The sequence below is a fragment of the Staphylococcus sp. HMSC036D05 genome (assembly GCF_001836225.1).
Taxonomy (GTDB): Bacteria; Bacillota; Bacilli; order Staphylococcales; family Staphylococcaceae; genus Staphylococcus; species Staphylococcus caprae.
Window position 1 is genome coordinate 55,219 of the sequence record NZ_KV827773.1, and the last position, 21,075, is coordinate 76,293.

Consider the following 21,075-nt stretch of genomic DNA (forward strand, 5'->3'; position numbering starts at 1 on the left):
TGTTGACTATGCTTAAACGTGCTTTTGATGTTGCAGTGAGTTCTTCCGGATTAATCCTATCATCCCCCATCATTTTAGGCGCATCGATATTAATAGCTAAAAAGTTAGGGAAACCCGTTTTGTTTAAACAAACAAGACCAGGTCAATATGGTAAGCCATTTCAAATTTATAAATTTCGTACAATGACTGATGCAAAAGATGAAAATGGTGAACTATTACCAGATGAACAGCGTATGACACCTGTAGGTCGATTTATTAGAAATTCAAGTATTGATGAACTACCTCAACTTATCAATGTGTTAAAGGGAGATATTAGTTTAGTTGGTCCTAGGCCTTTGTTGATGGAATATTTACCACTCTATAATCAAGAACAGAAAAAGCGTCATAATGTTAAACCAGGAATTACAGGATGGGCACAAATAAATGGTAGAAATGCAATTTCATGGGATGCTAAGTTTAAACTAGATGTGTGGTATGTGGAAAATCAATCATTTAAATTAGATATGTATATTATCTATAAAACGATTGTTAATACATTACAAAAAAAAGATATTAACTCGCCGAATCACGTTACAGCTGAAAAGTTTAAGGGGAATCACGTATGAGCAAACCAGTTTTATTAATAGGTATGGGTGGTCATTCAAAAGTAGTGAGAGATATTATTGAAAGTAGCACTGATTACCATTTAGCTGGTTACTTAGATGATGTCATTAATGATTATTATGAAGAAGATGGATTAATTTACGATAATCTAAAAGACATCAATCGATTGAAATCACAATATTATTTTGTTTTAGCAATCGGTAATAATACAGTGAGAGAAAAAATATTTAATAAAAATGATATTCCGATTGAACGTTTCCCAGTTTTTATTCACCCGTCATCAATAATTAGTCCAAGTGCTAAAATTGGTTATGGTACCGTTGTTATGCCTAAAGCTGTTATAAATGCAGATAGTAAAATCGGAATTCATACCATTATTAATACTAATGCGATTGTTGAACATGATAATCAAATTGGAGATTATGTTCATATTTCCCCAAGTGCAGTATTAGCTGGAGGAGTAAAAGTAGGGAATTTATCTCATATAGCTCTTAATGCTACAGTATTGCCATTAGTTGAAATTGGAAGTCATTGTGTAGTGGGTGCAGGAGCCACAGTAATAAAAAATGTTAAATCAGAATCAACAGTCATTGGTACGCCAGCAAAATACAAGGAGTGAAAAAATTGAAAGAAGAAAGAATTTACTTATCACGCCCTCACATGGGTGGAAGTGAACAAAAATATATTCAAGATGCTTTTGAGAAAAACTGGATTGCCCCGTTGGGAGAAAATGTTACAGAATTTGAAAATAGCGTTAAGGCTTATACAGGTAGTGAAGCGGCATTAGCTGTTGGTAGCGGTACTTCGGCTATACATTTAGCGCTTATTGAAGCTGGCGTAGAAAGAGATGACATTGTATTCTGTAGTTCTCTAACTTTCTGTGCATCTGCAAACCCAATTATGTATCAAGGAGCTAAACCAGTATTTATCGATTCTGAAAATGATTCATGGAATATGTCACCAGTTGCATTACGTAAAGCATTTGAAAAATTTGAGAGAGAGGGAGTTAAACCTAAAGCAGTAATAGCCGTTAACCTTTATGGTCAATCTTCTAAAATAGATGAAATTAAACAAATTTGTGATGAGTACAATGTTGTATTAGTTGAAGATGCGGCTGAATCTTTAGGAGCAATATATAAAGGTCAGAAAAGTGGAACATTTGGCCATTTTGGTATCTTCTCATTCAATGGTAATAAAATCATCACTACTAGTGGCGGTGGTATGTTGATTTCAAATGATAAAAAAGCAATTGCACACGCATTGTTTTTATCTACTCAAGCACGAGATAAGGCTCTACATTATCAACACAGTGAATTAGGTTTTAACTACAGATTAAGTAATATATCAGCAGGTATAGGCAGAGGTCAAATGGAAGTATTAGATGAACACATCAATCGTAGACGTGAGATATTTAGTACGTATGAGAAAGAATTGTCACCATTGGGTGGTTTTAATTTCCAACCAGAACTTCCTGATTCAAAAGCCAATCGTTGGTTAACTGCTTTAACAATTGATTGTGAGAAGACAGGTTTTACTGCAACAGAGCTTATTGAAAAACTTCAAGAACATAATATTGAAGCAAGACCTGTTTGGAAACCTATGCATTTACAACCATTGTATGAAGGTTATGAATTTTTTAAAGAAGATAAAGATAATAGTGCATTTTTATTCGAAAATGGTGTATGCTTACCTTCAGGATCAGATATGACTGATGAACAATTAAAGCATGTTATTAATATTATTAAGGAAATGCATAATAGGGGGTAACTCATGGCCAGAGAAAAGAAAAAGAAATCTTTAGTCTTTAAAATTCTAGTAACCATTTTAATAGTATTTGGTATTTATATTTTTTCAAAAGTAAATTCATTAAGTAACGCAATTCATAATCCATTAGATAGGGATAAATCTGAATTAAGAAACAAGGCTGTGGGTGATGGAGATCCAGTGTCAATTGTAATCTATGGTATAGATGAAGATTCAGAACGTAAACAACAAAATTTAGGTCAAAGAACAGATTCTATAATCATGATGTCTATTAATCCTAAAGATCACAAAACAGTAATGGTAAGTATTCCACGTGATACAAGAGCTAAAATTGTGGGAAGAGGAACGACTGAAAAAATCAATCATGCCTATGCTTATGGTGGACCAACCATGGCAGTAAAGTCTTTAGAAAAATTAACTAACGTGCCAGTGGACCATTATGCTGCAATTAACATGGATGGTGTTAAAACAGTTGTAGACCAATTAGGTGGTGTTGATGTAACAAGTAACGCTACATTTAAATTCCATGGATATCAATTTAATAAAGGTCAAAAATACCATATGAATGGCGATAAAGCTTTAACTTATATGAGAAGCCGTGAACAAGAAGGCGCTGGTGGAGATAGTGGCCGTCAATTACGTCAACAACAAGTCATAGAAGCAGTAGCTAAAGAAGGTTTACAAATCGGATCAATAACTAAAATTGATGGAATCTTTAAAGCAGCTGAAGATAATGTTAAAACAGACTTAAGTTTAGGTCAGTTAAATAAAATGCGTCAAAATTACAATGATGCCCAAGATAATGTTGAACGTGATACAATCCAAGGTGAGAATAAAATTGGGAACGATAACTTGTGGTACTTCTATCCAAACGAAGACAGTCTAAACAAGGTAATGAAAAAATATAAAGACAATTTAGATTTATAAATTAAAACCCAGTTAGAACGATGAAAGGTTCTAACTGGGTTTTGTAATATTCAAGGGTTACTTGGCTAAACGCCGGGATTCCCACATCTATATTATATTATTGTTGATTTTGGTTAGATGCTACATCATTTTTAAAGAAATCGAAAATGTTTTTAGCACTCTGAGTATTTTCCATGTTACCTTTGAATTTACTTGATCCTGGACCATAAGCGTAAGTATTCACGTCTTCACCGGTATGTCCGTTTGTAGTCCAACCAGTATGTGATGCATCATTGATTGGTTTTTGAATTGCATTTTGTAATTTAGTTGTAGCAGCAACTACTTTTGGATCTTTTTCGTCTTTACCTTCTTTTTGAAGTTTGCGTAAATCTTTCGCAGCTTGTTTTACTTTATCCATTTGTTTACTTGGGAAGTTAATACCGTAACCTTCGTTAATCACTTTTTCTGGATCTTTTCCTGAAGCAATCTCTTTAGTCATATACATACCAGAATGCTTCATTTTATGAATGGCTTCTGGATCCCACTTATAATCTTTACCTTTAGCAATAGTCATACCACCTGTAGAATGGTCGGCTGTTGCAATAACTAAAGTATCTTTATTTGTTTTAGCATAATCGATTGAATTTTGGAATGCTTTTTCGAAACCACTCATCTCAGACATGACACCAGTAACATCGTTAGGGTGAGCCGCCTTATCGATTGAAGCGCCTTCTACCATTAGGAAGAATCCTTTTTTATTTTTATCTAACTTACTTAATGCACTTTGTTCCATATCAACGAGTAAAGGATTTTTTGACGGTGCATCGATTTGAAGTGGCATATCTTTTTCAGAAAATGTACCTAAAACTTTATCACTTTGAGAATTTAGAAGTTGTGTTTTATTGTTAACTAAATCGTAACCATCTTTTTTGAATTTCTTATCAAGGTGACCATTTTCTTTACCGAAGTATTTAGAACCTCCACCTAGCATTACATCTACTTTGTGTTGGCCATTGATTTTATCATTATAAAATTGTTGAGCAATTTCGTCTTTTTTATCACGAGAATCAACATGAGCGGCGTAAACAGCTGGTGTTGCGTCTGTAAGTTCAGCAGTCGTTACTAAACCTGTAGATTTACCTTGTTCTTTAGCTTGTTCTAATACTGATTTTAAAGGCTTTTTGTTGTTATCAACGCTAATTGCGCCGTTGTATGTTTTATGTCCTGTGGCGAAAGCAGTACCGCCAGCAGCTGAGTCTGTTACATTTTCTTTAGGATCATTAGGATATGTACGATTTGTGCCTTTTAAATATTTATCAAACGCAGTAGGGTTCATTTTTTTAGCGCCAGGTTGATTTTTATAATAACGGTAAGCTGTGTTGAAAGATGGCCCCATGCCGTCACCAACCATGAAGATAACATTTTTAGGATTCTTAGTATTACCAAACGCGATGGCATCATCTTGCCCTTGTTGACCTTGTGCATTTTCTCCTGGACCTGCGCCACTTCCAGATGCATGCGAGATATTTGAAACGCCTAAAACTGAAGCAGCCACCATTGAACTTGCTATCGTAGTTTTACTCAATTTATTTATAAAATTCATCATTAAGGTACCCCCTAAATAAGTATAGTTATGTATTGCAATTTCAGTATAGAATATGAATTTTGACTAAAAGTAATTTTTAAGTAAATGAATTGTAAATGGATATAATTCTAAAAAGAATTTAAATATAAATTGTTTAAAATTAAATTCAACACATGAGCAAGTGAATCAAAAATTACATTTCTTACGAACCCCAACAGCCATGGAGTGTCAAAATATGGTGATAGAATAACTTATTTTAAAATGTCTTTTTAAGTCATAAACATGTAAAATGAGGATAAACAGAATCTTAATTAATAATAGGAATTTTAACTCTTTGAAGTAGGTGAAATAATGATACTTGTTATGTTATCTCCAATTTTAATCATTGGATTTATTGCTTTAGGTATATTTGAAGAAAGACGAAGAAGTAAAAAGGCTCAAGAACAAAAAGACCAAATTGAAAAAGATAAAAATAAAGTTTATGATTCAGAAGAGGATAAATAAATTACACAATGTGGTTGAAAGGTGAACAGGTATGAAGATTCTCATTGTAGAAGACGACTTAGTGATTGCTGAAAGTTTGGCGAATGAATTGTCAAAATGGAACTACGACGTAAAAGTGGTTGAGAATTTTGACAAAATCATGGAAGATTTTCATGAAATGGATCCGCAGCTTGTCTTATTAGACATTAATTTGCCCACGCTTAATGGCTTTCATTGGTGTCAAGAAATGCGCAAAGTATCCAACGTCCCTATTATGTTTATAAGTTCGCGTACGGATAATATGGATCAAATTATGGCAATTCAAATGGGTGGCGATGATTTTATTGAGAAGCCGTTCAACTTATCGTTAACCATCGCAAAGATCCAAGCCTTGCTACGACGAACATACGACCTATCAGTATCTAATGACGAATTGGATGTGAAAGGCTGTAAGCTCATCCTTGATGAAGCTAAACTGATTAAGGAAGGCGAAGCGGTTCAATTATCACTAACAGAACTTCAAATTTTGAAAATGCTATTCCAAAATGAAGGGAAATATGTAAGTCGTACAACTTTAATTGAAAAATGTTGGGAATCTGAAAACTTCATCGATGACAATACATTAGCAGTAAATATGACACGATTACGTAAAAAATTATCATCTATCGGTGTGGATCATTTTATAGAAACAAAGAAAAATGTCGGATATAGGGTTTAAAAATTATGTTACTATCATTTATTAAATCAATTCGTAATGAAATCTCAATCGTAGTATGTATATTTTTATTATTTGCACTCATTTTCTTCCTGTTTACATTGCCATTCAGTGCTTTCGGTCTTGCGCTAGGTATCGTTTTACTCGTCATATCCATTCATTGGTGGATTAAATATCTTGGATTTAAGAAGGATGAGCGTCTTAAAGAGACGATTGATAATTTGGAAAATGAATTAACAGAAGTGAAAAATCAACAAGTGGAATATCGTAATGATGTAGAAAGTTATTTTCTAACATGGGTGCATCAAATTAAAACGCCTATAACAGCTTCTCAATTATTACTTGAGCGTAATGAAGAAAATGTCGTAAATCGTGTCAGACAAGAAATTGTACAAATCGATAACTATACAAGCTTAGCTTTAAGTTATTTGAAGTTACTCAACGAAGAATCCGATATGACAATTTCAGAAGTTGAAATTAACGAACTCATTCGTCCACTTATTATGAAATATAGAATTCAGTTTATTGAACAACATACGCGAATTCATTATGAAAAATGTGAAGATAAAGTTTTAACTGATGCACAATGGGCTTCAATAATGATTGAACAAATTCTCAACAATGCTTTGAAATATGCACGTGGAAAAGATATATGGATTGAATTCGATGCATCAGAACAATCACTTATCATCAAAGATAATGGCGTAGGTATCAGTAAAGCAGATATTCCCAAAATATTTGATAAAGGCTATTCAGGTTATAATGGCAGACTCAATGAAGAATCAAGTGGAATAGGTTTATTTATTGTTAAACATATTTCTAATCACCTGAATCATGAGGTCGATGTAGATTCAAAACTTAATGAAGGTACAACATTTAAAATCCATTTTCCGAGGGAAGATTAGCTAAACTTTCAAAACTGTAAGTTTGCCAACGATATTTGTAAGAAATTATGAATGTTGTTGGCGCTTTTTTATTTTATGATAATAAGTGAAATGAGAAAGGGGCATTCATGATGTTATTAGAAGTGAAAAGTGTAAAAAAAGTATATGGCAGAGGGCTTAACTCAACGACTGCGTTAAATAATATGAACTTAGAAATAGAAGAAGGCGAATTTGTAGCTATTATGGGGGAGTCTGGTTCCGGTAAGTCTACATTACTCAATCTCATAGCTACTTTCGATAAATTAACTGAAGGCTTTATTACATTGAATGGCACAGCGATTAATAAATTGCGAAATAAAGAAATTGCCCGTTTTCGCAGGGAAACATTAGGGTTTGTCTTTCAAGACTTCAACGTACTTAATACTATGTCCAACAAAGATAATATTTTGATGCCACTTGTCCTTGCGAATGAACGCCCTAAAACGATGGACGAACGTCTTAAATCGATAAGTACTCAATTAGGGATTCATGATCTACTAGATAAATATCCATACGAAATTTCAGGTGGTCAAAAGCAACGTGTTGCCATAGCCCGTGCACTGATCGCTCAACCTAAATTACTCCTTGCCGATGAACCAACAGGCGCGCTTGATTCTAAAACTTCTAAAAACCTTATGAAACTCTTTAGAGAAATTAACCAAAATAATCAAACGATATTAATGGTCACACACTCTAATATTGATGCCTCCTATGCCGAACGTGTGATTTTTATCAAAGATGGTAGATTATATCACGAAATTTATCGTGGTGAAGAATCTCGAGATGAATATCAGAAACGAATTGCCGACAGTTTAGCCATCTTAAATGGGAGAGGTGATTAGTGTGACATTCAAGATGCTTTGGCAAATGGTTAAACGAAGTTACGTTACACAACGTCATATTATCATCCCATTTATTATTGCTGTAAGTATTATGTTTGCTATAGAGTACATATTAATCTCGATTACACAAAACACCTATACTCAAAAGCATAATAGCTTTTTGCCAATATTTGCCATACTCGGTAATGTACTAATGTCTATGTTGACATTGATTTTTGTTGTCTATGCAAATAACTTTGTGATTAAGAGAAGGCAACGAGAATTCGCAGTGTATATGATTTTAGGGATGGAGAAGAAACATCTTAAAATTGTACTTATTATTGAATCTTTTATTAATTTCATAATTATAAGTTGTATTAGTATGATTGGTGGATACTTATTCGGTTCTTTATTTTTTATGCTTATAAGTAAGGTATGGATAGGCAAAAATGCGAGTTTAGTCGATTACCCATTTGACTTTAAGTCCATGTTAATTACTTTAACGATGCTGATTGTAGTTTTAAGCGTTCTCAATATGATTAATATTATAAAAGTAACTTTCCAAAGTCCGCTTAAACTAGTCGATCAAAACGTAAAAAAGTCAGGGAAAACATCTAAAATTTTTACTTATATGGTATTGGTATTGGGCATCCTTGCGACAGGCACTGGGTATAGCATTGCCTTACAAGATAATTCGGCAATGGGTTCATTAGCGTCTATATTTGTGGCAATGTTCTGCGTATTTCTAGGCACGTACTTTCTTTTTATATCTTTGAGCGTTGTAGTACTAGATTGTTTGAAAAAAATACCAAAATTCTACTATAAGACCAATAACTTTTTTACCGTATCTAACCTAAGAAGTCGTTTGAAATCCAATGCGGTAAGTTTGGCTACCATTTCGTTATTATCTACTTTTCTTATAGTCACTTTAGGTATGACAATTCAAACATACAGAGGTTTCAATGAAAGATTAGATAATATATGGGCGAATCAATATAAAGTCAATATGAGTGGCGACTTTCATAAAGATAAAAAAGTAAAAAAAGATATGACAAAAACAGAAGATTATATTAAAAAACATGTCAAAACTGATACGTTTAAAAGGTATACCTTAGATACAATCAATGCTGAATTAGAAGTGAACAAAAATGGTTCAACATTGAACCCGAGCTCAAACCAATTTGATGGTAGATTATTCTATTTATCTAAACAAGTTCCTCACTATTTTACAATAACTTTTATGCCACTTGCCGATTATAATCATTACCATTCCCATCTTAATCTTAAAAGTAATGAAATTGCCATTAACACGGATAATAGTTTATTAAGCAAGGCTAATAAAATAGAAATTAATGGAACTGTATATAAGGTGAAGCATATCAAAAAAATGAATATCAATACTTTAGATAACGTCATGGATGGTGCCTATATCGTAACGAAGAATAATCAAACAAAGACAAAGATATTTAATTATTTAAATAAAGATAATCGAGAAAAAATTTATCCTTCAAGTTCTCATATAGAGTTTAATAATATGGAAGATAAACCTCTGACACATGCTCAAATGAATAAAATTAATAAAAAGATTAAAGGATTCATAGAGGATAAACCAACGTTTAAGAGGCAGTGGATAGGAGTTAACGGAGGGTTAATATTTGTCGGCACAGTTGTATCATTTGTCTTACTCATTGCGATATTCTTGATGATGTATTATAAACAAATTTCTGAGGGTTACGATGATCGACACGAATACGAAGTCATGAAGAAAATTGGATTAGAACAAAGTTTGATTAAACAAATTATTAACAAACAAATCATCTGGATATTCTCAATACCTGTAATTGTAGCAATGATTCACACCTTGGTTGCATCTAAAATAATTTTTAATCTTCTTGGATTCGTAACAGTTAAAGACATTGGAATGTTTGCGACAAGTTACTTAGGAGTAATTGTAGTATTTATTGCTATATACTCTCTCATGTACTGGATTACTTCGCGTATTTATTACATGATTGTTAATAGTAGACGCTAAATTGTTTAATACTTCAAATTAAATATTTATAATTAAAATGGATATTATCAAAAAGTTAGTATCCATTTTTTATTTATCAGGAATAAATCTCATATGTGAGGGTATAAAATAAATAACTTAAAAAGGAGGAATAATAAACATGATTAAACGTACTGGTGAAAAAGTTCTATCCTGGATTGGAAATATTCTCCATCTTTTATACTTAGGTTTTATTGTTTTAATGGTTTCCATGATGGGCAATAAAGATTTTAAAGATGAAATGATTAACAGTAGTCAAAGTTCAAATCCAAACGTATCATCTGATCAACTTAACCAATCTTATGGTATGTTATCAAGTATGGGAACAGGTTTTATTATATTTTTAATTGCATTATTGATTCTTGCAATTATAGGTACGATTTTAATTAGTAAAAAACCTAAAGTTGCAGGTATTTTACTCATCATTGCAGGTATAATAGGTATATTTACAAGCTTTATCGCAGGAATTCTATGGCTTATTGCAGGTATCATGTTATTAGCACGTAAACCTAAAGATGATAACTATGACAACTATGATAATTATGACAACAATAACCATAATGGTGCCTATGCAAATAACGAATATCAAAGTAACAACAATCATGAACGCTATGAAAACGGCGATCAACAAGTAAACGAAAAAAACAATTCATTTATTTTATCTGAAGAAGACAAGAAAAATGAACAACAAAACATTAAAGAACACTATTCAAATGATAGCCACAATGACACTCAAAACGTTAATGGGAATAGAGACAACCATGCCAACCATAAAGACAACAATCATCAAGATTTAAACGCTAATACGCATAAAGATAACGACTTTATTGATAAAGAAGAACAACTTCGCAAAGATAAAAAAGAAGAAGATCCATTTAAATATTAAACAGCTATAAATACTAGTTTAATATTAATGTCCAATATCGACCTGACACGCAAGTTGGGTCGATTTTTTACGCAAATCAGATGCATTACGAACGAGTTTCTTCCTATTATATAATATAAATTTCCAAACTGATTTGTATATGAAAATGAAATTTACATACAACTATTGAAAATATTAATGAATTAGTCTAGAATTCTTCGATGCGCACAATTCAATGCGTATATGAAAATGAAGTTTTAAAAATAATATTTACGTCTATATATATCTTGCGTGCAAAGTTCAACTTAAAATTTGAGGGAGGTTGTTTAAAGAATGAATTGGATATCGATATTCTTATTCATTCTAGTTGTAGGGGGTATATCATTATATGCCTATCTGCAATCAAGAAAGGTTAAAACAGATAGTTCGGACGGTTACTTTATGGGAGGTAACAGTCTAACAGGATTTACAGTCGCTTCTACGATTATTATGACCAATTTATCTACAGAACAAATTGTAGGACAAAATGGTCAAAGTTATGCACAAGGCATGGAAGTAATGGCTTGGGAGGTCACTGCAGCTGTCGCAGTTGTATTACTTGCATGGGTGTTTCTACCTAAATATCTACAATATGGTGTAAGCACAATTTCAGAATTCCTAGAACTGAGATATGATACATTCACTAAACGATTTGTATCCATCTTATTTATCTTCACGTATGTAGTTTCCTTTTTACCTGTAGTACTTTACTCAGGGTCACTCGTTTTCAACAAAATGTTTAACGTCGACAAATATTTAGGTGTGAGCAGTACTACTGCTGTCATTATTATTTCTTCAGTTATCGGTATCGTAGGGATTCTCTATCTCTTCGTTGGCGGTTTATCATTAAGTGCATTTAGTGATTCAATTTATGGAATGGCGCTTATTGTTGGCGGTCTTGCGATTACAATTCTTGGATTAGGCCACCTAGGTGATGGTAATTTCTTACACGGTTTCGATAAAATGGTCCAAAACACACCTGAGAAATTGAACGGTTTCGGTAAGATAGATTCCGATATCGTGCCATGGCCAACACTTTTCTTTGGTATGTTCTTCAATAACTTATTCTTTTGGTGCGCTAACCAAATGATTGTACAAAAAGCACTCGCCGCTAAAAACTTAAAAGAATCACAAAAAGGTGCAATTTACTTAAGTTTATTCAAGGTATTCGGTCCTTTATTTACCGTGTTACCTGGTGTGGTAGCGTATAACTATTTCAATGGTAGTATCAAAACTTCAGATAACGCGTATCCTGCACTTGTCAGTTCTGTTCTACCAGATTGGGCGTTCGGCTTATTTGGTGCGGTGATTTTCGGTGCGATTTTAAGTTCATTCGTAGGTTCTCTAAATAGTACAACAACGTTACTGACGTTAGATTTCTATAAACCTATTTTCGGAAAAAATAAATCCGACAAACACATTGCGCGTGTAGGTCATATTGCTACTGTTGTCATTGGTGCAATTGTAGTAGGACTTGCGCCTGTTATTTCATTATTCCCAAGTGGATTATACGCAGTTGTACAACAATTTAATGGCGTATACAGTATGCCAGTTTTAGTACTTATTTTAGTAGCCTTTTTCTCTAAACAAACTTCAAAATTAGGTGCTAAAGTGGCACTTGCAACACACATTGTGCTATACGCAATTATCAGTCTCGTATTTACGCAAATCAACTATCTATATACGTTTAGCGTATTATTCTTTGTAGATTTAGCTATTGTATTAATTTTCAATAAGATTAAACCGTCAAGTGAGTACGACTTGAAGTCACGTAAAGCAGTTGTTGATACAACACCATGGAAATATCGTTATATTGCAGGTACTATCATTCTTTTACTCGTTGTATTAAGTTATGTTATCTTTTCACCACTCGTACTAGCGAAATAAATGTTACAATTGGAATTTGATAAATGAATGAACACAAGTGTGCGTTGAAACCCGTATCAATCGGCGTAGACGTACACTTTAGTTATATTAAATTTAATTTTCCTGAAAATGAAAACGAAAGGAGGTTCACTAACACATGCATACAGTAGGCATCATACCGTCACCCGGTGTTGCGCATGAACATGCGAAGAAAATAATACCAAGAGTAAAGAAACTACTCACTGAACGTATTGACGGGGACAATCACTGGAACTTTGATATTAAAGTAGATTTGATGATTGGTTCAGCGGAGGATGTGCATGAAAGTGTTGATAAAGCTGCAAAACTCAAAGAGCAACATCAATGGGATTATGTCATTTGTTTAACAGATTTACCAAGTATTTCTGATAATAAAGTCGTTATCAGTGATTATAATAGTGAGAAACAAGTGGCAATGTTATCTTTGCCATCACTTGGCGTTATTGATTTAAAACGTAAATTGATCAAAACGGTAACTTCTTTGATTGAACAACTTTATTATGAAAGACCAAAAAGTAAAAATGCGCCTCATCCATTTGTACGTATGAAAGCAGTTGAACCTGAAGAAGATGAATCATCTAAAGAGCGCTATATTAATACGTTGTTTATTATGAGTTGGATACAGCTCGTTGCGGGTCTGACACGTGCAAATCAACCGTGGAAGAATATATTTAACTTTAAGAAGATTATATCTGTAGCCTTTGCGACAGGAACTTATATTTCTATCTTCTCCATGCCATGGGAGTTAAGTGTCATCTATTCACCGTTCAGATTAATATTATTGATGGTCACTGCCATAGTAGGAATGGCAGGATGGCTCTTCTATGCGCATCAGCTATTGGAGAGAAAGACTGCTAAGTCGCAACGTGTGTATCGTTATATTTATAATTCAACGACACTCGTCACTTTAAGTATGATTACACTTATCAATTATTTCATTTTATATATCTTACTAGCGGTTAGTATTACATTATTTGTTCCTGTCGATTTATTTAATAGTTGGACAAGCGCTAAAGCACAGTTCACATTTACGAATTATCTGCGATTGATTTGGTTTGTCGCATCATTAGGCTTATTAGCAGGTGCTATGGGTTCCACAGTTGAAAATGAAGAAAAAATACGTCGTATTACGTATTCTTATCGACAATATCATCGTTATAAAGAAGCTGAACAAGAACAAGAGCAACAAGAGGAATCTCAAGATGTTTCTCATCAAAAAGTGGAACAACAAGCATCTAGTAATGAAAATAAAGATGAGCAATATGAAGGCAAAAAACAAGGACACAGAGAGGAGGATGAGTCATGACAGAAACAGAAAAAATAACAATTGGTCTTGTTGTAGCACCTGGTGTCACAGAACGGTTAGGTGAAAGTTTAATCCAAGAACTACCAGACGTACTTTCCGAACAGTACAACAATAAGAAGGAATGGACGATTGATTTAGTCACTGATCCGTTAACTGGTTTCGCAGAATCTGTAGATGAAATTTTCAAGAAAGTTGCAGATTATCATGATAAACGTCAATGGGATTACGTTATTTCCATCACAGATTTGCCGATGTTTGCTGAACATCAAGTGATGGCATTGGATATTAATATGTACAACGGCGCTGCTATCTTTTCATATCCTGCATTTGGATGGCGACCTGTGAAGAAAAGATTTAAACAAGCAATAGTAAGCATCATTCAAGAATTACACGAAGCGGAAAATGTAGATCGTAATTATGATGATAATAACAAAATTGAAACTTCTGTTAGTAGACAATTTCCTCTCTCGAAAATTAGTAAAACAAAAGTATATTTAGAAGAGACAGACTCTTACCATTTAAGATATTTATCTGATTCACGTTCTAGAGGTATGTTTAGACTTGTCAGTGGGATGACTTTCGCGAACAATCCATTAAACATGATGGCAAGTTTAAGTAATATCGTAGCGATTGCCTTTACAACTGGCGCATTTGGTTTAGTGTTTACGACAATGTGGCAAATGGCAAATAGTTTTTCAATGTGGCGTTTATTTGGTATTTCAATTATAGCGATTATCGGCATGCTTATTTGGATAATGATGTCACACAATTTATGGGAATCTATCAAAGAGAGCAACAATAAACGCATTACTTGGCTATATAATGCCACAACAGTCATGACTCTAGTCATCGCAATTATCATCTACTATATTATTCTTTACTTGTTATTCTTAATTGCCGAACTTGTATTACTACCAGCTGATTTCCTCGGTCAACAAGTAAGTCTCAAAGGTCCCGCTGGTCCAGACCTTTATCTAAGTATTCCTTGGTTTGCAGCTTCCATTTCAACAGTTGCAGGTGCCATTGGTGCAGGTCTTTTAAATGACCAATTAATTAAAGAAAGTACCTATGGCTATCGACAACGCATTCGCTATGAAGATAATTATGATGAAAAATAAATAGAAAAAATTTAATGAATAATTAAATGCAATTGAAGTATTTTTAAAAGATTTCTGAGAGCGTAATGTGAGTCACAGATGTTGGCTGAGACCAAACAGAATAGATTAAACAATACGAAGTAATTCAAAAAGTAACCACTCCTAAAAATGTTTGGAGTGGTTATATTTATATGTATAAAGATTTTAATGACTGATATTGAAGTGTAATATTTACATTTAAATAGGAGAAGTAAGGTAAATAAGAGTAATTTAAACTATTAAGAGTATAGATTTTTTATAAAAAATAATTTAAAATATTGTGTAACAACTTATTTTAAAGAGAAAATGAAAGTAGGGTTGGTTATGCAATGTTCAAATTGTGGAGGAGTCATTCAAAAGGATGATAAATTTTGTGCCCATTGTGGAAGTAAAACTGAGGGGCATGGGGAGAATCATTCTGAAAATAATTTAGAAAGAAAGTGTCCAGCATGTTCTGAAGTTGTCGGGGAGAATGATCAATTTTGCATGAATTGTGGTAGTCCAATTGAAAAATCAGAAACACAAATAAATTCGAGTATAGCTGCAACAAATTATTCAAACACAAATAATCACATTGAGAAAGAAGCAACCGAGAGTATTAATTTTACTGAGGAAGCTAAAAATTTATTTAATAGTACAACGAAATCTATAGGGAAATTAGCTGGAAATGATGAAAGCTTAAAATTAAACTTGAGAGACATGTTCTCTGAAGTTTTTAAACATCACAATAAAAATGATTCAGATGAAGTATTCATTGCAGGTACACGAAACACAACGCCTCATATAAGCGAAGTTTCGGAAGAATGGAGTAAGCCATGGGTATTTTCTAGAGTGTTTATAGCTTTAGCTATTACTTTTGGTGTGTTATGGGTGTTAACTAATGTTCTTGGAAATGAGAACAGTATTCCAGGGATGATATTTATAGGTGCTTTAACAGTTCCTATTTCCGGTTTGATTTTCTTTTTTGAATCCAATGCATTTAAAAATATCAGCATTTTTGATGTTATGAAAATGTTCTTTATTGGTGGTGTCTTTTCTTTAATCAGTACAATCATTTTATATAATTTTGTTACGTTTAGTGACGAATTTCAATATTATGGCATCATGACGATTAGAGACGCATTTTTAGTTGGTTTAATTGAAGAAATTGGGAAAGCTATTATAGTAATTTTATTTATCAATTATTTAAAAACAAATAAAATTTTAAATGGTTTATTAGTAGGCGCTTCTATAGGAGCGGGATTTGCAGTGTTCGAGACAGCTGGTTACATACTTAATTCAGGGTTGCAATCTGTAGATAGTTTAAGTGCGATGACTGATGTCATTGTCTTAAGAGGATGGTCATCTTTAGGTGGACACTTAGTGTGGGCTGCTATTGTTGGTGCTGCAGTTGTTATAGCTAAAGGAGAACGTCAATTTGAGTGGAGCAATATATTAGATAAACGTTTCTTGTTCTTCTTTTTTGCCTCAGTAATTTTACATTGTATTTGGGATACAGATATTACCATTTTAGGAAGCATGAATCTTAAAATGATCTTATTAATTATTATTGCTTGGTTACTCGTATTTATTTTAATGAAATCAGGTTTAACTCAAGTAAATAAACTTAGGGAAGCGTATTTTTTAACGGAAAAGAGTGAAGCGTAATGAAATATTGTCCGAATTGCGGAAATCAATTGAAAGAGGGACAATCATTCTGTAATAAATGTGGAACGCATATTAAACAATCGAATCAAAATCATTCACCTCAATCGAATGGTAATCATCGAAATTATCAACTATATCAACAGAAAGAAGAGAAGAAACCCACAGGGTGGATTGTGTTGTTATCTATCATCTTTGTTTTATTAATTGCCGCAGTTCTGTATGGTGGGTATTACGCCTATAATCATTATGTTAAGAATGATGATACAGAAGCAGAATCAACACAAACGACTCAAACGGATTCGAATGATTCGCAAAGTAAAAGTGATTCAACTTCCAAAGGTCCTCGCATTGATATCTTTAGTAGCGATTTTGATAAAAATTATATGAAATCTGCTTCGACACGTGGATATCACGGTATATACAAAGGTATGACACGTAAAGAAGTAGAAGATAAATTTGGTAAATCTAATGGAAATGTAGAGGGTTCAAATTATAATTATGAAACATATGGCAACTTGGCAGTGGCTTATGAAAATGATGAAGTTGTTCAAGTTGGTATAGCACCAAGTAATGTGTCGGAAGATCAATTTATCCAAACATACAACGAACCAGATGAAAGAAAAACCAACCAATTAATTTATGACAGTAATAAAGATAATGATTTCTCAGTATTAGTTAACACTAAAGATGGGAAAGTCTCTGTTATCGAAAATGTTGATCAAATATAACTTTTAATCAGTATTGATGCGATGGCTGAGAGGAGCAGTATCATTCGAAGAGTAAAAGTTGCAAAGAGTTGCGAAAGCAACTCTTTTTTTATTTGGCATACAATTATGCAGAATTTTTGATTTGCATTACACAATGTAATAGAATGCAATCAATCGCACACGATTGAAAAGAGGTGAATGTGTGAATCAACAATACAGAGGACTTGCGAATCAACTATGTTTTTCCGCATATAATGTAAGTCGCTTATTTGCACAATTTTACGAGAAAGAACTCAAGCAATTTGGTTTAACCTATTCACAATATCTCGTGTTATTAGTTTTATGGGAAAAGGATGAACAACCACTGAATGTCATTGGCCAACAATTAGATTTATCTAGTAACACGTTGACACCACTATTAAAAAGACTCGAACAAGCAGGATGGGTTAAAAGAGAACGCGCGCAAGAGGATAAAAGACAATTAATTGTCTCGCTTACTCACAAAGGTCATCAACAACAAGATGCTGTATTCGCAGCCATATCTCGTTGTTTACCAAAAGAGTTTAATATAGATGAATATGATGAAACCAAACGAGTATTCGACGAACTAGAACACACACTCAAAGCACTCATACAAAAATAAGTAAAGGATGAGGAAAATGAAAAAATATGACGTTGTATTTCTAGGAAGTGGACACGCAGCATGGCATGCCGCATTAACTTTAAAACAATTTGGTAAATCTGTTGCGATTGTTGAGAAAGATACAATTGCTGGAACATGCACTAACTATGGCTGTAATGCCAAAATTTTACTTGAAGGGCCATACGAAGTCTTAGAAGAAGCGAAACAATATTCAAATATCATTAACACTCAAAACCTCGCCGTGAATTGGCAAAATTTAATGGATTATAAAAAAGAAGTGATTCACCCGATGTCAGGTAGCCTTAAATCAATGTTTGAGCAACAAGGCATTGATGTCATTATGGGAAAAGGCAAAATTATGGATGAATATACCATCGATGTAGAAGGTAATCAAATCCAAGCAGATTTTATTGTGGTTGCTACAGGTCAGCATAGTAATAAATTAGATATTGAAGGGAAAGAACTCACGTATGATAGTCGTGATTTCTTATCAATGGAATCTCTACCCCAAAGTATAACTTTTATTGGAGCGGGTATCATAAGTATAGAATTCGCATCTATCATGATTAAATCAGGTGTTGAAGTTAATGTGATTCATCATTCAAATGAACCTTTAAAAGGCTTTAACACATCTCATGTAAATAAATTAATTGAAAAACTAAAATCAGAAGGCGTACAATTTTATTTCAATGAAAATACTCAATCAGTTAAAAAAGACGGACAACATTTTGTTGTGACGACTGAATCTGGGTTATCTATTGAAACAGAGTACGTACTAGATGCGACAGGAAGAAAACCAAACGTGCAAGAGATAGGTTTAGAAAATGTAAACATTGAATTTAGCGATAAAGGTATAAAAGTCGATGATTATTTGAGAACAAATGTGAAAAACATATATGCAAGTGGCGATGTAATTGACAAAACGATTCCTAAACTAACTCCAACTGCAACATTTGAATCTAATTATATCGCTGCGCATATTCTTGGATTAGATCAGAATGCAATTCAATATCCAGCAATTCCTTCAGTATTATATTCATTGCCAAGATTGTCTCAAATTGGTGTCACAGTAAGTGAGGCTCAAAAGAGTGATGACTATACTGTTAAAGATATTCCGTTTGGTAAACAGATGGTGTTTGAATATAAAAATGAAACTGAAGCAGAAATGTCTATAGTATTAGATCGTCATCAACGATTAGTCGGTGCAGAAATTTATGGTAATGATGCAAATGATTTAGTCAATCTATTAGTATTTGTTATTAATAAACAAATGACAGCTCAAGAATTAAATCAAAATATTTTTGCTTTCCCTGGAGCATCTAGTGGCGTTATTGATTTATTAAAATTCGCAATGATGTAGAGGTGTATCTCAATGAGTAAGGATGTTTATGATATAGAAGTTGAAAATTATGATGGCTCTACCTACTTTTTAGAAAAATATAAAGGAAAAGTTCTAATTATTGTAAATACCGCAACTAATTGCGCATTAAGTGATCAATTTGAAGGACTAGAAACGTTATATCAACATTATAAAGAAGAGGGCTTAGTCATTCTAAGCTTTCCATGCAACAACTTTGACAACCAAGAACCGGGGTCGATAGAGGAAATATACGACACGTATCGACAACAGTTTGGTATCACATTTCCAATTCATTCAAAGACTGATGTGAATGGAGAAAATGAACATCCTTTATATACTTTATTGAAACGTGAAAAACCAGGATTATTTGGTTCACCAATCAAATGGAATTTCACTAAATTTATCATTGATAGAGATGGTAAAGTTGTAGGAAAATATTTACCATTTGATAAGCCAGAAGAAATGGAAGCACACATCAAAGAATTATTAAATGAATACAAAGATTAACGATAAGTTTCCTTCAAAGTCGTTCTGAATTGAATGACGCTTTGAAGGAAATTTTTTTATTTATTTTCTAAAAATTAATCATGAATATTTACACTCTCATCTTGACTTTCAATATAAAAGTAGTTAAAGTATAAAACATAATTATTCTGACAATTCAGATAGGAATTAATATAATTGAATAAATTTATGAATAAGGGGGTACCATAAATTGATTTCAGTCGATAAGATTACTTATCAAAGTTTTACGGGCGATCCATTTATTAACGCTATCAATACTGACGATGAAACAAAGGGCGCTTATCAAATATTAAATTGGGCGTACAAAACATATGGTGACGACATTGTTTATTCTTGTAGTTTCGGTGCAGAGAGTATGGTACTCATCGATTTAATTTCTCAAATTAAACCAGATGCTCAAATCGTTTTTCTAGATACTGATCTACATTTTCAAGAAACCTATGATTTAATCGATAGAGTGAGAGACAAATATCCACAACTTCGCATTAAAATGAAGAAACCAGAACTTACAATAGAAGAGCAGGCTGAAAAATATAATCCGGCCTTATGGAAGAACAATCCAAACCAGTGCTGTTATATCAGAAAGATAAAGCCACTTGAAGAGGTATTATCTGGAGCTGTAGCTTGGGTTTCTGGATTAAGACGTGCTCAATCACCAATACGTGCTAACACAGATTTTATTAATAAAGATGAACGTTTTAAATCAGTTAAAGTATGTCCGTTAATTTATTGGACAGAAGACGAGGTTTGGGACTACATCAAGAGTAATGACTTACCTTACAATGAATTACATGATCAGCATTATCCTAGTATCGGCTGTATTCCATGCACTGCGCCTGTATTTGACTCGAATGATTCACGTGCTGGAAGATGGTCTAACTTCGAGAAAACAGAATGCGGATTACATGTTGCTGACAAACCATAAAGGTAAATAAAATTTTTTACAATTAAAACCTAGTATTCCGATAAGGTATAAAGAATAGGTTGCATTTTGACTATGTGAGTATGATGTTTGAAATGATAAACGAAGAACATTCTCGGTGGCTCATGTATACTCATTGTCCGACACAATGCTTTATTTTCTTTGTTTTA

General features: G+C 33.1%; 20 protein-coding genes. 19 read left to right on the plus strand and 1 reads right to left on the minus strand.

Going from position 1 to position 21,075, the window contains the following annotated elements; genetic code table 11:
• Nucleotides 1-8: 8 nt before the first annotated feature.
• Genes HMPREF2580_RS00850 through HMPREF2580_RS00865 form a run of 4 tightly spaced genes read left to right on the plus strand, consistent with a single transcriptional unit; the run spans nt 9 to nt 3,294 of the window.
• Nucleotides 9-605, plus strand: a complete 597-nt coding sequence (locus HMPREF2580_RS00850) for a sugar transferase (RefSeq protein ID WP_070830065.1) — start codon at nt 9-11, stop codon at nt 603-605.
• Complete coding sequence (locus HMPREF2580_RS00855) at nt 602-1,222, plus strand: acetyltransferase (protein ID WP_002444559.1); 621 nt, start codon at nt 602-604, stop codon at nt 1,220-1,222. Before HMPREF2580_RS00850 ends, HMPREF2580_RS00855 begins: the two co-directional genes overlap by 4 nt.
• A 5-nt stretch (nt 1,223-1,227) precedes the next feature.
• Complete coding sequence (locus HMPREF2580_RS00860) at nt 1,228-2,370, plus strand: DegT/DnrJ/EryC1/StrS family aminotransferase (RefSeq protein ID WP_305367156.1); 1,143 nt, start codon at nt 1,228-1,230, stop codon at nt 2,368-2,370.
• A gap of 3 nt (nt 2,371-2,373) precedes the next feature.
• Entirely contained in the window at nt 2,374-3,294 is a 921-nt protein-coding gene (locus HMPREF2580_RS00865; protein ID WP_070830066.1) for an LCP family glycopolymer transferase, read from the plus strand.
• Between the two features lie 97 nt (nt 3,295-3,391).
• Here HMPREF2580_RS00865 and HMPREF2580_RS00870 read toward each other — a convergent pair whose 3' ends face one another.
• Nucleotides 3,392-4,876 carry an alkaline phosphatase gene (locus HMPREF2580_RS00870; RefSeq protein WP_070830372.1) on the minus strand — a complete coding sequence of 495 codons (1,485 nt, stop codon included), beginning with the start codon at nt 4,874-4,876 and terminating at the stop codon, nt 3,392-3,394.
• A gap of 333 nt (nt 4,877-5,209) precedes the next feature.
• Here HMPREF2580_RS00870 and HMPREF2580_RS12300 point away from each other — a divergent pair, with 333 nt between their 5' ends.
• From HMPREF2580_RS12300 to HMPREF2580_RS00940, 15 genes are all read left to right on the plus strand, one after another.
• Complete coding sequence (locus HMPREF2580_RS12300; RefSeq protein ID WP_165764690.1) at nt 5,210-5,362, plus strand: hypothetical protein; 153 nt, start codon at nt 5,210-5,212, stop codon at nt 5,360-5,362.
• Nucleotides 5,363-5,393: 31 nt separating this feature from the next.
• Nucleotides 5,394-6,059, plus strand: coding sequence for a response regulator transcription factor (locus tag HMPREF2580_RS00875; protein WP_002444548.1), 666 nt, complete (start codon nt 5,394-5,396; stop codon nt 6,057-6,059).
• A gap of 5 nt (nt 6,060-6,064) precedes the next feature.
• A complete protein-coding gene (locus tag HMPREF2580_RS00880) occupies nt 6,065-6,961 on the plus strand; it encodes a sensor histidine kinase (RefSeq protein WP_070830067.1) in 897 nt (298 codons plus the stop codon).
• A 110-nt stretch (nt 6,962-7,071) separates the two neighbouring features.
• Nucleotides 7,072-7,821 carry an ABC transporter ATP-binding protein gene (locus HMPREF2580_RS00885; RefSeq protein WP_037541718.1) on the plus strand — a complete coding sequence of 250 codons (750 nt, stop codon included), beginning with the start codon at nt 7,072-7,074 and terminating at the stop codon, nt 7,819-7,821.
• 1 nt (nt 7,822) lies between these two features.
• Entirely contained in the window at nt 7,823-9,832 is a 2,010-nt protein-coding gene (locus HMPREF2580_RS00890; RefSeq protein ID WP_070830068.1) for an FtsX-like permease family protein, read from the plus strand.
• A 139-nt stretch (nt 9,833-9,971) separates the two neighbouring features.
• A complete protein-coding gene (locus HMPREF2580_RS00895; protein WP_070830069.1) occupies nt 9,972-10,736 on the plus strand; it encodes a DUF4064 domain-containing protein in 765 nt (254 codons plus the stop codon).
• 312 nt (nt 10,737-11,048) lie between these two features.
• Nucleotides 11,049-12,641: a solute:sodium symporter family transporter gene (locus HMPREF2580_RS00900; protein WP_044466401.1), complete on the plus strand. Its 1,593-nt coding sequence runs from the start codon at nt 11,049-11,051 to the stop codon at nt 12,639-12,641.
• Nucleotides 12,642-12,777: 136 nt separating this feature from the next.
• Nucleotides 12,778-13,965, plus strand: a complete 1,188-nt coding sequence (locus HMPREF2580_RS00905) for a 5,10-methylene-tetrahydrofolate dehydrogenase (RefSeq protein ID WP_070830070.1) — start codon at nt 12,778-12,780, stop codon at nt 13,963-13,965.
• Nucleotides 13,962-15,083 carry a 5,10-methylene-tetrahydrofolate dehydrogenase gene (locus HMPREF2580_RS00910; RefSeq protein WP_070830071.1) on the plus strand — a complete coding sequence of 374 codons (1,122 nt, stop codon included), beginning with the start codon at nt 13,962-13,964 and terminating at the stop codon, nt 15,081-15,083. Before HMPREF2580_RS00905 ends, HMPREF2580_RS00910 begins: the two co-directional genes overlap by 4 nt.
• Nucleotides 15,084-15,425: 342 nt before the next feature.
• On the plus strand, nt 15,426-16,748 hold the full coding sequence (locus HMPREF2580_RS00915; RefSeq protein ID WP_070830072.1) for a PrsW family glutamic-type intramembrane protease: 1,323 nt from the start codon (nt 15,426-15,428) through the stop codon (nt 16,746-16,748).
• Nucleotides 16,748-17,476 carry a zinc-ribbon domain-containing protein gene (locus HMPREF2580_RS00920; protein ID WP_070830073.1) on the plus strand — a complete coding sequence of 243 codons (729 nt, stop codon included), beginning with the start codon at nt 16,748-16,750 and terminating at the stop codon, nt 17,474-17,476. Before HMPREF2580_RS00915 ends, HMPREF2580_RS00920 begins: the two co-directional genes overlap by 1 nt.
• Before the next feature lie 181 nt (nt 17,477-17,657).
• Nucleotides 17,658-18,098, plus strand: coding sequence for a MarR family winged helix-turn-helix transcriptional regulator (locus HMPREF2580_RS00925; protein WP_070830074.1), 441 nt, complete (start codon nt 17,658-17,660; stop codon nt 18,096-18,098).
• A 16-nt stretch (nt 18,099-18,114) separates the two neighbouring features.
• Nucleotides 18,115-19,458 (plus strand): dihydrolipoyl dehydrogenase family protein, encoded by a 1,344-nt coding sequence (locus HMPREF2580_RS00930; RefSeq protein WP_070830075.1) that lies wholly within the window; start codon nt 18,115-18,117, stop codon nt 19,456-19,458.
• 12 nt (nt 19,459-19,470) lie between these two features.
• The gene (locus tag HMPREF2580_RS00935; RefSeq protein ID WP_070830076.1) at nt 19,471-19,965 is read left to right on the plus strand and encodes a glutathione peroxidase; all 495 of its coding nucleotides are present in this window, start codon (nt 19,471-19,473) and stop codon (nt 19,963-19,965) included.
• Between the two features lie 211 nt (nt 19,966-20,176).
• Nucleotides 20,177-20,908, plus strand: coding sequence for a phosphoadenylyl-sulfate reductase (locus tag HMPREF2580_RS00940; RefSeq protein WP_070830373.1), 732 nt, complete (start codon nt 20,177-20,179; stop codon nt 20,906-20,908).
• Nucleotides 20,909-21,075: the final 167 nt, after the last annotated feature.

Excerpts from the sequence above, each read along its gene's own strand:
- HMPREF2580_RS12300 (WP_165764690.1), top strand. The coding sequence starts at position 5,210 with ATGATACTTGTTATGTTATCTCCAATTTTAATCATTGGATTTATTGCT.
- HMPREF2580_RS00920 (WP_070830073.1), top strand. The coding sequence starts at position 16,748 with ATGAAATATTGTCCGAATTGCGGAAATCAATTGAAAGAGGGACAATCA.
- HMPREF2580_RS00865 (WP_070830066.1), top strand. The coding sequence starts at position 2,374 with ATGGCCAGAGAAAAGAAAAAGAAATCTTTAGTCTTTAAAATTCTAGTA.
- HMPREF2580_RS00935 (WP_070830076.1), top strand. The coding sequence starts at position 19,471 with ATGAGTAAGGATGTTTATGATATAGAAGTTGAAAATTATGATGGCTCT.
- HMPREF2580_RS00910 (WP_070830071.1), top strand. The coding sequence starts at position 13,962 with ATGACAGAAACAGAAAAAATAACAATTGGTCTTGTTGTAGCACCTGGT.
- HMPREF2580_RS00905 (WP_070830070.1), top strand. The coding sequence starts at position 12,778 with ATGCATACAGTAGGCATCATACCGTCACCCGGTGTTGCGCATGAACAT.
- HMPREF2580_RS00850 (WP_070830065.1), top strand. The coding sequence starts at position 9 with ATGCTTAAACGTGCTTTTGATGTTGCAGTGAGTTCTTCCGGATTAATC.
- HMPREF2580_RS00885 (WP_037541718.1), top strand. The coding sequence starts at position 7,072 with ATGTTATTAGAAGTGAAAAGTGTAAAAAAAGTATATGGCAGAGGGCTT.
- HMPREF2580_RS00900 (WP_044466401.1), top strand. The coding sequence starts at position 11,049 with ATGAATTGGATATCGATATTCTTATTCATTCTAGTTGTAGGGGGTATA.
- HMPREF2580_RS00880 (WP_070830067.1), top strand. The coding sequence starts at position 6,065 with ATGTTACTATCATTTATTAAATCAATTCGTAATGAAATCTCAATCGTA.
- HMPREF2580_RS00915 (WP_070830072.1), top strand. The coding sequence starts at position 15,426 with ATGCAATGTTCAAATTGTGGAGGAGTCATTCAAAAGGATGATAAATTT.
- HMPREF2580_RS00870 (WP_070830372.1), bottom strand. The coding sequence starts at position 4,876 with ATGAATTTTATAAATAAATTGAGTAAAACTACGATAGCAAGTTCAATG.
- HMPREF2580_RS00930 (WP_070830075.1), top strand. The coding sequence starts at position 18,115 with ATGAAAAAATATGACGTTGTATTTCTAGGAAGTGGACACGCAGCATGG.
- HMPREF2580_RS00875 (WP_002444548.1), top strand. The coding sequence starts at position 5,394 with ATGAAGATTCTCATTGTAGAAGACGACTTAGTGATTGCTGAAAGTTTG.
- HMPREF2580_RS00895 (WP_070830069.1), top strand. The coding sequence starts at position 9,972 with ATGATTAAACGTACTGGTGAAAAAGTTCTATCCTGGATTGGAAATATT.
- HMPREF2580_RS00855 (WP_002444559.1), top strand. The coding sequence starts at position 602 with ATGAGCAAACCAGTTTTATTAATAGGTATGGGTGGTCATTCAAAAGTA.